Origin of the sequence: Pseudomonas sp., assembly GCF_035497915.1 — a bacterium.
Taxonomy (GTDB): domain Bacteria; phylum Pseudomonadota; class Gammaproteobacteria; order Pseudomonadales; family Pseudomonadaceae; genus Serpens.
In genome coordinates this window covers 66,908-78,652 of record NZ_DATJCS010000038.1, presented here as the reverse complement: position 1 = coordinate 78,652, position 11,745 = coordinate 66,908, and the positions used below count along the sequence as shown (strand labels likewise).

11 protein-coding genes and 1 other RNA gene are annotated in these 11,745 nt (G+C 66.7%); 9 read left to right on the top strand and 3 right to left on the bottom strand.

What is annotated here, in order from left to right; translation table 11 throughout:
• Positions 1-8: 8 nt before the first annotated feature.
• From VL129_RS11960 to VL129_RS11950, 3 genes are read right to left on the bottom strand one after another with little or no spacing between them, the layout of a single operon-like run.
• On the bottom strand, positions 9-602 hold the full coding sequence (locus VL129_RS11960) for a phosphoheptose isomerase (RefSeq protein ID WP_325413041.1): 594 nt from the start codon (positions 600-602) through the stop codon (positions 9-11).
• 29 nt (positions 603-631) lie between these two features.
• Positions 632-1,000: a YraN family protein gene (locus tag VL129_RS11955; RefSeq protein WP_325413040.1), complete on the bottom strand. Its 369-nt coding sequence runs from the start codon at positions 998-1,000 to the stop codon at positions 632-634.
• Positions 1,000-2,811, bottom strand: a complete 1,812-nt coding sequence (locus VL129_RS11950; protein WP_325413039.1) for a penicillin-binding protein activator — start codon at positions 2,809-2,811, stop codon at positions 1,000-1,002. The genes VL129_RS11955 and VL129_RS11950 overlap by 1 nt, the downstream gene beginning before the upstream one ends.
• Positions 2,812-2,932: 121 nt before the next feature.
• Between VL129_RS11950 and rsmI the strand changes: the two genes are divergently transcribed.
• From rsmI to mraY, 9 genes are all read left to right on the top strand, one after another.
• Positions 2,933-3,790 (top strand): 16S rRNA (cytidine(1402)-2'-O)-methyltransferase, encoded by an 858-nt coding sequence (rsmI, locus tag VL129_RS11945; RefSeq protein WP_414705195.1) that lies wholly within the window; start codon positions 2,933-2,935, stop codon positions 3,788-3,790.
• An 11-nt stretch (positions 3,791-3,801) separates the two neighbouring features.
• Positions 3,802-4,149, top strand: an RNA gene (gene rnpB, locus VL129_RS11940) — RNase P RNA component class A.
• Positions 4,150-4,428: 279 nt separating this feature from the next.
• Positions 4,429-4,884, top strand: a complete 456-nt coding sequence (gene mraZ / locus VL129_RS11935; RefSeq protein WP_325413038.1) for a division/cell wall cluster transcriptional repressor MraZ — start codon at positions 4,429-4,431, stop codon at positions 4,882-4,884.
• A 2-nt stretch (positions 4,885-4,886) separates the two neighbouring features.
• Positions 4,887-5,828: a 16S rRNA (cytosine(1402)-N(4))-methyltransferase RsmH gene (rsmH, locus tag VL129_RS11930; RefSeq protein ID WP_325413044.1), complete on the top strand. Its 942-nt coding sequence runs from the start codon at positions 4,887-4,889 to the stop codon at positions 5,826-5,828.
• Positions 5,825-6,112 (top strand): cell division protein FtsL, encoded by a 288-nt coding sequence (gene ftsL / locus VL129_RS11925; RefSeq protein ID WP_325413037.1) that lies wholly within the window; start codon positions 5,825-5,827, stop codon positions 6,110-6,112. The genes rsmH and ftsL overlap by 4 nt, the downstream gene beginning before the upstream one ends.
• Complete coding sequence (locus VL129_RS11920; protein WP_325413036.1) at positions 6,109-7,833, top strand: peptidoglycan D,D-transpeptidase FtsI family protein; 1,725 nt, start codon at positions 6,109-6,111, stop codon at positions 7,831-7,833. The genes ftsL and VL129_RS11920 overlap by 4 nt, the downstream gene beginning before the upstream one ends.
• Entirely contained in the window at positions 7,833-9,296 is a 1,464-nt protein-coding gene (locus VL129_RS11915) for a UDP-N-acetylmuramoyl-L-alanyl-D-glutamate--2,6-diaminopimelate ligase (protein WP_325413035.1), read from the top strand. Before VL129_RS11920 ends, VL129_RS11915 begins: the two co-directional genes overlap by 1 nt.
• A complete protein-coding gene (locus tag VL129_RS11910; RefSeq protein WP_325413034.1) occupies positions 9,289-10,659 on the top strand; it encodes a UDP-N-acetylmuramoyl-tripeptide--D-alanyl-D-alanine ligase in 1,371 nt (456 codons plus the stop codon). The genes VL129_RS11915 and VL129_RS11910 overlap by 8 nt, the downstream gene beginning before the upstream one ends.
• Positions 10,659-11,741 carry a phospho-N-acetylmuramoyl-pentapeptide-transferase gene (gene mraY / locus VL129_RS11905; RefSeq protein WP_325413033.1) on the top strand — a complete coding sequence of 361 codons (1,083 nt, stop codon included), beginning with the start codon at positions 10,659-10,661 and terminating at the stop codon, positions 11,739-11,741. The genes VL129_RS11910 and mraY overlap by 1 nt, the downstream gene beginning before the upstream one ends.
• Positions 11,742-11,745: the final 4 nt, after the last annotated feature.

Below are 11,745 nucleotides of genomic sequence, written 5' to 3'. Positions count from 1 at the left end.
GCTTCGCGTCATTCTTCACTTCCGAACAGTTGGGTGTCGATCTGGTCGCACAGGCAGTGAATCACCAACAGGTGAACTTCCTGGATGCGTGCGGTGACCTTGGCCGGCACGCGGATCTCCACATCTTCCGGCAGCAGCAGCGAAGCCATGCCGCCGCCGTCGCGACCGGTCAGCGCCACCACAGTCATCTCGCGATCATGGGCGGCCTGGATGGCCTGGATCACGTTGGCCGAGTTGCCGCTGGTGGAGATGGCCAGCAGGACATCCCCGGGCTGACCCAGCGCGCGAATCTGCTTGGAGAAAATTTCGTTGTAACTATAGTCGTTGGCAATCGAGGTGATGGTCGAGCTGTCGGTGGTCAGCGCCACGGCAGGCAGGCTCGGGCGTTCACGCTCGAAGCGGTTGAGCAGTTCGGAGGAGAAATGCTGGGCATCGCCCGCCGAGCCGCCATTGCCACAGGAGAGAATCTTGCCCTCGTTGAGCAGGGCGCGAACCATCGCCTGACTGGCTTGCTCGATGTAGGGGACCAGTACTTCCATTGCGCGTTGCTTGGTTTCGATGCTGGCCTGGAAGTGCTGGCGGATACGGGATTGCATGTCCATCGGGTGTTTGACCTTTAATGGCGGCTATGTCAGGAGTCGAACGCGTTGCGGATCCAGTCCGGAGGTCGGGCTGGCTGATCGCGGCCCAGGGCGATCACATCGAAACGGCAGGGGCTGTTCGCCCAGCGCGATTCGCGCTGCAGGAACAGTTGTGCGGCGATGACCAGCCGTTGGCGCTTGCGCCAGTCGATGCTCTCGATCGCGCCACCCCATGCGGTGTGTCGGCGGTAGCGGACTTCGACGAATACTACTGTATGGCCGTCGAGCATGACCAGATCGAGCTCGCCGCGCCGGCATCGCCAGTTCTGGCTGATCAGGCGCAAGCCCTGTTGCTGCAAGTAGCGGCAGGCGAGCGCTTCGGCCTGGCGGCCGCGCTCTCCTGCCGTGCCGCCCTGCATCAGTAGGTGTAATCCGGGAGGCGGCGAATGCGGCCGTTCTGGATCTGTGCCCAGGGCAGCTCGCGCTCGATGCGCTGCTGCTCGGTCAGGCTGAGGGTGCCGGTCTGGCCGTGAATGCGCGTTTCCGGCAGGGCCTTGAGCTGGGAAAGGCGCGGTGCCAGCAGGTAGGCGTCGATGCCCATGGCGTAGAGCCGGCCGAGGCTGCCACCGGCTTGCGGCCACTGGCGCGCGACTTGGTCGCGCAGCGGGTTGCGCTCCTCCAGCAACCAGGGCGTTTCGCTGAAGCGGATGCCGTTCAGATCCTGCAGCTGGGTGGCCTCGCGACTGCCGGTGTACAGGTGGGAGGTGGCGTAGACGGGCACGTCGCCGGCGTACTGGAAGGTCAGGGTGGGGCGGATCTGCTGGGCCTGCAGCGGCGTGGCGGCCAGGAAGATGAAGTCGACGTCGGCGCGGCGCGCGGGTTCCGCCGCCAGCTCGATGCCCAGCACTTCCTTCAGGCGCTGGGCGCGCGCCTCGCTCTGGCGCAGCTGGAACAGGTCGGCAATCTGCCGGGCCAGTTGCACGGGCTGGTCGATGCGCTTGGCCGCCAGCAGGGTGCCGCCCTGCTGCTGCCAGCCGCGATTGAAGGCGGCCAGCACGCGATCGCCCCATTCGCCGCGCGGCACCAGCGCCACGGCGCGGCGCATGCCGTCCTGCCAGGCGCGGCGCGCCGCCGACAGCGCCTCGTCCTCCGCGGCCAGGCCGAACTGGAAGAGCTGGGCGGGACCGGTTTCGTTGCCGTCGTCGTAGTTGAGCGCCAGGGTCATGATCGGCAGCTGCGGCAGTTGCCCCAGCTCCTTGACCAGGTTCTTTTCCAGCGGGCCGACCACCAGTTGAATGCCGTCGGCGCGCGCCTGGTTGTAGAAGCTGTCCAGCGAAACGATTTCAGTGGAGTCGTAGAGCACGACCTCCGGGGGATTCTGACCGCTTTGCTGGGCGTGGTAGTAGGCGGACATGAAGCCATCACGCAGGGCGCGCGCGACATTCGCCAACTGGCCCTGCATGGGCAACAGCAGGGCGATCTTGCGCAGCGGCTCGGCGGGCAGCTCCTTGAGCTTGCGCAGCGGTTCGGGAAGGTCCAGCGCCGCCGGATGTTGCGGATTGGCGCTCAGCCAGCGGTCGATGCCGGCCTGCTGCATCTCCACGGTCAGGGCGTCGCGCACGGCGATGCCCAAGGTCAGCCAGCCGGCCAGATCGCCTTCGCCGGGGCTGCTCAGTTGCGTGCCGTTGAGGCGGGCCACCAGCGCCCAGATCGCCTCATGGTTGTCTTTGGCGGCCTGGCCGGTGAGCAGCGGCGCGACGAAGACCCGTTCGCGGGTGGCCTCCAGCAACTGGTTGTTGGCTTCCAGGGCGCCCGCCCGCGCCGTGTGGGCGCGAATCTGCAGATCATTGGGCAATTGGCCGATCTGCTCCAGGCTGGGGTGCTGCAGATAGTCCCAGGCCGCTTGCGGACGCTCGCGCCACAGCGAGAGTTCGGCATTCAGGATGCTGGCCAGCGCCTGCTCGGTGCGGCCCAACTGGTCGAACGGCACCTGCTGGATGATGTGCGCGGCGCGCAGCGGGTTGCCCAGCGCGTAGGATTTGTCCGCGGCGGCCAGGCGCAGCAGGGCGGCTTCCCGAGGCGAGCTCTGGGAAGCCTTGAGCAGCAGTTGGTCGACACTGGCTTGCGGCGTCTTGGGCAGGTCGCCGGCGGGCGACTTGGGTCCACCGGAGCAGGTGGTCAGCAGGCCGAGCAGACACAAGACCGAGAGCAGACGCAGGCGAGAGATCATGGGTCGGTTTCCGATGCGCTGGCAAAAGGGACCCTGGATTGTACGCAAGGCTCGCCGGGTTCGCGATGTGGAATTGGCAAACCGAGTACACTGTGCGCTTTTTCCACGCTGGAGGTGTTTCGTGGCCGACCCGACGTCTACCGGGGTGCTGTATGTAGTAGCCACGCCCATCGGCAACCTCGACGATATCAGCGCGCGGGCGCTGCGCATTCTGCGCGAGGTGGCGTTGATCGCTGCCGAGGATACCCGCCACTCCCAGCGCCTGTTGCAGCACTTCGGCATCAATACGCCGCTGCAGGCCTGCCATGAGCACAACGAGCGCGAACAGGGCGGGCGCTTCCTGATCCGCTTGCTGGCCGGGGATGACGTGGCGCTGATCTCCGACGCCGGCACGCCGCTGATTTCCGATCCGGGCTTTCATCTGGTGCGCCAGGCTCGCGCGGCGGGCGTTCGCGTGGTGCCGGTGCCGGGACCCAGCGCGGTGATCGCGGCGCTCTCGGCGGCCGGGCTGCCGTCCGATCGCTTCATCTTCGAGGGTTTCCTGCCCGCCAAGGCCGCTGGCCGTCGGGCGCGTCTGGAAGCGCTGCGCGAAGAGCCGCGCACGCTGATCTTCTACGAGGCGCCGCATCGTCTGCTGGAAAGTCTGGAAGCACTGCGCGATACGCTGGGTGCCGAGCGCCAGGTGGTACTGGCCCGCGAGCTGACCAAGACCTTCGAGACCCTCAAGGGCCTGCCGGCGGGCGAGCTGTGCGAGTGGGTGCGCGCCGACGCCAATCAGCAGCGCGGCGAATGTGTCCTGCTGGTGGCCGGCTGGCAGGCGCCCGAAGGCGATGAATCGGTGTCGGCCGAAGCGCTGCGCGTGCTGGATCTGCTGCTGGCCGAGTTGCCGGTCAAGCGCGCGGCGGCGCTGGCGGCGGAGATCACCGGGGTGCGCAAGAATCTCCTCTATCAGGTGGCGCTGCAGCGGCAATCCAAGTAACCTTCGCGCCGAGAGTCGGCCGGGCAGTCGCCGCCTTCGCAAGAAGGGGGAGGAAAGTCCGGGCTCCGCAGGGCAGAGTGCCAGGTAACGCCTGGGAGGCGCGAGCCTACGGAAAGTGCCACAGAAAACAACCGCCTAAGCGCGCAAGCGCCGGTAAGGGTGAAAAGGTGCGGTAAGAGCGCACCGCACGGCTGGTAACAGTCCGTGGCTAGGCAAACCCCACTCGGAGCAAGACCAAATAGGGATCCATTGGCGTGGCCCGCGCTGGATCCGGGTAGGTTGCTAGAGGTGGTCAGCGATGGCCATCGTAGATGAATGACTGTCCTCGACAGAACCCGGCTTACAGGCTGACTCTCACTTTTATTTCCCTCCGCGTCGCCCTCGCATTCAGTTAAAGCGATGCATCAGGTTTCGCCGCCATGTGCATACCGGCTTTTTGTATTGCGGGCGAACGCCTTTTGCACTTCGTCTCAAATATTTCCACTCGTCGCTAAATTCCCGGCAGGCAAGGGTTTTCCGCCTTTTGCCAGCCTTGACGCTGGGCGAGCCGCGTTCCTATAGTGTGCTCAAGTGGTGCAAAGTGGCAGGAAGTGGGTAGTACGGGCATGACCAGCTAATCAGAGTGGGGAAGCGTCGACGTGTTTCGCGGAGCCAACGCAGTCAGCCTGGATGCCAAAGGGCGCCTCGCGATGCCGAGTCGGTATCGCGACGAGCTCCTTTCGCGTTGTGGCGGCCAGTTGGTGGTCACCGTCGACTCACTGGATCCCTGCCTGTGCCTCTACCCCCTGCCTGAATGGGAGCGCATCGAAACCAAGGTGAGCGCTCTCCCTTCGCTGCACGAGGAAACCCGTCGTCTCAAGCGTCTGTTGATCGGCAACGCCGTCGATCTGGAGCTGGATGGCAGTGGACGCCTGCTGATACCGCCGCGGCTGCGCGACTACGTTGGCCTGGACAAGCACGTGATGCTGGTCGGCCAGTTGAACAAGTTTCAGCTGTGGGATGAAAACGCCTGGAACGCCATGGAGCAGGCCGACCGTGAAGCCGTCAAGAAGCCCGGCGGTATGCCGGCTGAATTGCTCGATCTGACCCTGTGACTATGACCAGCACCTTTCGCCACATCACTGTATTGCTGGAAGAGGCCGTCGAGGCGCTGGGCGTGCGCCCGGACGGCTGCTACCTGGACGGCACCTTCGGACGCGGCGGCCACAGCCGCCGCATTCTCGAACAACTGAACGAGCAGGGCCGCCTGCTCGGTTTCGACAAGGATCCCCTGGCCATCGCCACCGGACAGGCGCTGATGGCCGAAGACCCGCGCTTCACCATCGTGCAACGCAGCTTCGCCGAGCTCGGTCAGGCGGTGGCCGAGCATAGCCTGCAGGGGCGCATCGCCGGTGTGCTGCTGGATCTTGGCGTGTCGTCTCCGCAGCTGGACGACCCCGAGCGTGGCTTCAGCTTCCTCAACGATGGTCCGCTGGACATGCGCATGAATCCGGGCCTCGGCCTGAGCGCCGCCGACTGGATCGCCTCGGCCGACGAGGAAGAAATTGCCCGCGTCTTCAAGGATTACGGCGAAGAGCGTTTCGCCCGGCGCATGGCGCGGGCGATCGTGCAGCGTCGTGGCGAGAAGCCCTTTACCCGCACCGCCGATCTGGCCGCCGTGATCACCGAGGCCAACCCGGCCTGGGAAAAGGGCAAGAATCCCGCCACGCGCGCCTTCCAGGGGCTGCGTATCCATATCAACAACGAGCTGGGCGATCTGGAGCGGGGGCTCGAGGCGGCCCTGGACGTGCTCGAAGTGGGTGGTCGGCTGGTGGTGATCAGCTTCCACTCGCTGGAAGACCGTATCGTCAAGCAGTTCATGCGCCGCCAGGCCAAGGGCGAGGCGGATACGCTGCCTCGCGACCTGCCGATCATTCCCAAGGCCTTCGAGCCGCGTCTGAAGCTGCTCGGCAAGCCGCAATACGCCTCCGAGGCGGAAGTGCGCGCCAATCCGCGCTCGCGCAGCGCGGTAATGCGGGTGGCGGAGAAATTGCGGTGAGTGCCCATTGGCGGCTCCCGCGCGGCAGTCTGCTGCTGCCGGCGCTGTTTGCGGTCGTCGTGCTGTCGGCGCTAGCGGTTACCTGGTCGGCGCACCACCACCGGCAACGGGTCAATCTCCTCTACGGCGAACTCGCCGAGCGCGACCGGGTCCTGGCGGAGTGGGGCCGACTGGTGCTGGAGCAAAGCACCTGGACCGCCCATAACCGCATCGAGAACCTGGCCAGCGAACGGCTCGGCATGCGCATTCCGGAAGCCGTCGACGTTCAACTGGTGCGCCCATGATCGGGCTTTTCGCCAGGCACCTTGCCGGGCGCTTCGGCCTGGTGCTGGTGCTGTTCGCCCTTATGGTGGCGGCAGTCGCGTGGCGCATCATCGATCTGCATGTGTTCGAGCAGGACTTCCTGCAAGACCAGGGCGACGCCCGCAGCGTGCGGCACATTCCCATTCCGGCCCATCGTGGCGTGATCACCGACCGGCATGGCGAGCCGCTGGCGGTCAGCACGCCGGTTTCCACCCTGTGGGGCAATGGTCGCGAGCTCCGGGAGGTGGCCGAGCGCTGGCCGCAGCTGGCCCAGGCGCTGGGGCAGAGCCCGCAGAAGCTGGCCGAGCGTCTGCAGAAGTCGGGTGATCGCGACTTCCTCTATCTGGCGCGGGGCGTGACGCCCGAGCAGGGCGAGGCGGTCATGGCGCTGAAGATTCCGGGCGTCTACCACATGGAAGAGTTCCGCCGCTTCTATCCGGCGGGTGAAGTGGCGACCCACGTGGTGGGCTTCACCGATGTGGACGATGTGGGGCGCGAGGGTCTCGAGCTGGCCTTCAACGAATGGCTGGCCGGCGCGCCGGGCCAGCGCCAGGTCATCAAGGACCGGCGCGGCCAGGTGGTGCGCGATGGCGATGTGGTGCGCAACGCCAAGCCGGGCGGTAATCTCGAGCTGTCCATCGACATGCGCCTGCAATACCTGGCGCATCGGGAGCTGCGCAACGCCCTGCACGAGTTCGGCGCCCGCGCCGGCAGCCTGGTGATGGTCGACGTGAAGAGCGGCGAAATCCTCGCCATGGTCAACCAGCCCACCTACAACCCGAACAACCGCAAGCAGCTCGATCCGGCGGCCATGCGCAACCGCGCGATGATCGATGCCTTCGAGCCGGGCTCCACCGTCAAGCCGTTCACCATTGCGGCGGCGCTGGGCACCGGTCGCTGGCAACCGGACTCCGTGGTCGACACCACGCCCGGCTGGATGCGCCTGGGTCGCTACACCATTCGCGACGTCTCGCGGGGCGGCAAACTCGACCTGACCGGCATCCTCAAGAAGTCCAGCAACATCGGCATCAGCAAGATCGCCCTGGATATCGGCGCCGCGCCGGTGCACGCCATGATGAGCTCGGCGGGCTTCGGGCAGGTCACCGGCCTGGCCTTCCCCGGCGAGCGTGCCGGCGTGCTGCCCAACCACCGCGTGTGGAACGAGGCGGAAACCGCCACCCTGGCCTACGGCTACGGTCTGTCGGTGACCGCCCTGCAGCTGGCCCATGCCTATGCCGCGCTGGGCAACGAGGGTCGCAGCGTGCCGCTGTCGCTGATGCGTCGCGGCCGGCCCGAGGGCGGCCATCAGGTCATGGACCCGGCCATCGCCCGCGAAGTGCTGCACATGCTGCGCGCGGTGGTGGAAGAGCCGGGCGGCGGCGGCACGCGCGCCCAGGTGCCCGGTTACCAGGTGGGCGGCAAGAGCGGCACGGCCAAGAAGGTCTCCAGTTCCGGTGGCTACACCGACGATGCCTACCGTTCGTTCTTCGCCGGCCTGGCGCCGCTCAGCAACCCGCGCATCGCCGCCGTGGTGGTCATCGACGAGCCCAGCAAGGGTGGCTACTACGGCGGGCTGGTTTCGGCGCCGGTGTTCGGCCGCGTGATGGCCGGCGCCCTGCGCCTGATGAATATCGCTCCCGACAACCTGCCGGCGGTGGAGCGTACCGCCGGCACCACCGCCGGCAAAGGAGGGCGCAGCTGATGCCCATGCCGCTCAACCAACTGCTTCCCCAGGCCCGCTCCGCGGCCCTGATTCGTGAACTGACCCTGGATAGCCGCAAGGTGCGTCCGGGCGACCTGTTTCTGGCCATTCCCGGCGCCAGCCATGACGGGCGCGCGCACATCGCCGACGCCCTGGCCCGTGGCGCGGCCGCCGTGGCTTACGAGGCCGAAGACGCGCCGCCGCTGTCAGCTGGGGCGGGCGCAGAGCTGCTGCCGGTGCGCGGCCTGGCCGGCCAACTGTCGGCCATCGCCGGGCGTTTCTATGGCGAGCCCAGCCGCAGCCTCAATCTGATTGGCGTGACCGGCACCAACGGCAAGACCAGCGTCAGCCAGCTGCTGGCCCAGGCGCTGGACCTGCTCGGTCAGCGCTGCGGCATCATCGGCACCCTGGGTACCGGCTTCCACGATGCGCTGGAAAGCGGTCGACACACCACCCCCGATCCGCTGGCCGTGCAGGCCACGCTGGCCCGCCTGCATCGGGCCGGCGCCAAGGCGGTGGCCATGGAAGTGTCCTCCCACGGCCTGCAGCAGGGTCGGGTGGCCGCGCTGGCCTTCGACATCGCGGTGTTCACCAACCTGTCCCGCGACCATCTGGACTACCACGGCAGCATGGAAGCCTATGGCGCGGCCAAGGCGCGCCTGTTCGACTGGCCCGGGCTGGCCTGCCGGGTGATTAATCTCGACGATGCGTTCGGTCGTGAGCTGGCTGCGCGTCCTGGCGCCCGGCTGCTGGGTTACAGCCTGGAAGATGCCGGCGCCGCCGTGCACTGCCGCAACATCCGTTTCGACGACGAAGGCGTCAGCGCGGAGCTGATCACGCCGCAGGGGAAAGGCCTGCTGCGCAGCGCGCTGCTGGGTCGTTTCAATCTCAGCAACCTGCTGGCGGTCATCGGCTCGCTGCTGGCCATGGAATTCCCCCTGGACGACATCCTGCGCCTGCTGCCCCGCCTGAAAGGTCCGGTCGGGCGCATGCAGCGCCTCGGCGGTGGCGACAAGCCGCTGGTGGTGGTGGATTACGCCCACACCCCGGATGCCCTGGAAAAGGTCCTCGAAGCCCTGCGCCCGCACGTCAAGGGACGTCTGCTGTGCCTGTTCGGCTGCGGCGGTGATCGCGATCGCGGCAAGCGCCCGCTGATGGCCGCGGTGGCCGAGCGCCTGGCCGATGGCGTGCTGGTCACCGATGACAATCCGCGCAGCGAGGAGCCGCTGGCCATTCTCGACGAGATCCGCGGCGGCTTCGCCAAGCCCGAGGCGGTGCGCTTCGTGCCGGGGCGTGGCGAGGCGATCGCCCAGCTGATCGCCGAGGCCGGCGCCGACGACGTGCTGCTGCTGGCCGGCAAGGGTCACGAGGATTACCAGGAAATCGCCGGCGTGCGTCAGCCCTTCTCCGATCTGGACGAAGCCGTCGCTGCACTGGCTCGCTGGGAGGCCGCCCATGCTTGAAGCCCTGCGCCTGAGCCAACTGGTCGAGCCGCTGCAGGGGCGCCTGGAGCACGGCGATGCAAGCTTCGCTTCAGTGTCCACCGACAGCCGCGCCATCCAGCCCGGGCAACTGTTCGTGGCGCTGGTCGGGCCGCGCTTCGATGGTCACGCCTACCTGGCCGAGGTGGCGGCGAAAGGCGCCGCGGCCGCGCTGGTCTCGCGGCCGGTTCCCGACGTGGATCTACCGCAGCTGGTGGTGGTCGATACCCGTCTGGCACTGGGCCGGCTCGGCGCGCTCAACCGTGACGCATTCCGCGCGCCGCTGGCCGCGGTCACCGGCTCCAGCGGCAAGACCACTATCAAGGAACTGCTCGCCAGCATCCTGCGCGCCGGCCTGCACGGTCCGGTGCTGGCCACCCGGGGCAATCTGAACAACGACCTCGGCGTGCCGCTGACCCTGCTGGAGCTGGCGCCGGAGCATGTCGCGGCGGTCATCGAGCTGGGCGCCAATCACCTGGGCGAGATCGCCTACACCGTGGCCCTGGCCCGGCCGCACGCGGCCATCATCAGCAACGCCGGCAATGCCCATGTCGGGGAGTTCGGCGGCCCGGAGAAGATCGTCGAGGCCAAGGGCGAAATTCTTGACGGCCTGGCGGCGGACGGGGTGGCGGTGCTCAACCTGGACGACGCGTCCTTTCCGATCTGGCGCCAGAGGGCCGGCGCCCGCCGTGTGCTGGCCTTTTCCCTCGAATCGGAGGAGGCCGATATCCGGGCCGCGGACCTGCATCGCGACGCGCGCGGCTGCATGGCCTTCCATTTGCATACCCCGTCCGGCAGCACGTCGGTGCAACTCAATCTGCTGGGCAGGCACAATGTGGCCAATGCGTTGGCTGCGGCCGCCGCGGCCCATGCGCTGGGAATTCCCCTCGAATTCATCCGTTCGGGCCTGGAGCAGTTACGGCCGGTCAAAGGCCGCGCTGTGGCGCAACTGACTCCCGGTGGGTTGAGGGTCATCGACGACAGCTACAACGCCAATCCTCTGTCGATGTGTGCGGCGGTCGATATCCTCGCCGGTTTTTCCGGTCGCCGGCTGCTGGTGCTGGGCGACATGGGTGAACTGGGCGACTGGGCCGTGGAAGGACATCGTCAGGTGGGGGCGTATGCCGTCGGCAAGGTGGATGGCCTGTATGCCGTGGGACCGCTGATGGCACATGCCGTGGCGGCTTTTGGTGAGGGGGCGAAACATTTTGCCGACCAGCAAGGTCTGATCGACGCTCTGCGCCAGGAGGCTCGGGGCGAAACCACGCTTTTGATCAAGGGTTCGAGAAGTGCGGCAATGGACAAGGTCGTCGCCGCGTTGTGCGAACCCGAGGAGAATCCTTGATGCTTCTGCTCCTGGCAGAGTACCTGCAACAGTTTTACAAAGGTTTTGCCGTCTTCCAGTACCTGACCCTGCGCGGCATGCTCGGGGTGCTCACGGCGCTGGTACTGGCCCTGTGGCTTGGGCCCTGGATGATTCGCACCCTGCAGCTGCGCCAGATCGGCCAGGCCGTACGTACCGACGGCCCGCAGTCGCACCTGTCCAAGAAGGGCACGCCGACCATGGGCGGCGCGCTGATCCTCTCCGCCATCACCATCAGCACCCTGCTGTGGGCTGACCTGTCCAACCGCTACGTGTGGGTGGTGCTGGCCGTGACCCTGCTGTTCGGCGCGGTCGGTTGGGTGGACGACTACCGCAAGGTGATTGAGAAGAACTCCCGTGGCCTGCCGAGCCGCTGGAAATACTTCTGGCAGTCGGTGTTCGGCCTGGGTGCGGCGGTGTTCCTTTACGTCACCGCCGAGAATCCGATCGAGACCACCTTCATCCTGCCGTTCCTCAAGGACGCCGTGCTGCCGCTGGGCCTGGGCTTCATCGTGCTGACCTATTTCGTGATCGTCGGCTCCAGCAACGCGGTGAACCTCACCGACGGCCTGGACGGCCTGGCCATCATGCCGACCGTGCTGGTCGGTGGCGCACTGGGCATCTTCTGCTACCTGTCCGGTAACGCCAATTTCGCCCAGTACCTGCTGATCCCCTACGTACCGGGCGCGGGCGAGCTGATCGTGTTCTGCAGTGCGCTGATCGGCGCCGGCCTGGGCTTCCTGTGGTTCAACACCTACCCGGCTCAGGTGTTCATGGGCGACGTCGGCGCGCTGGCCCTCGGCGCCGCGCTGGGCACCATCGCGGTGATCGTTCGCCAGGAAATCGTACTGTTCATCATGGGTGGCGTGTTCGTCATGGAAACCCTGTCGGTGATGATCCAGGTCGCCAGCTTCAAGCTGACCGGCAAGCGCGTGTTCCGCATGGCGCCGATCCACCACCATTTCGAATTGAAAGGCTGGCCCGAGCCCCGGGTGATCGTGCGCTTCTGGATCATCACGGTGGTCCTGGTGCTGATCGGTCTTTCCAGCCTGAAACTGCGTTGAGGCG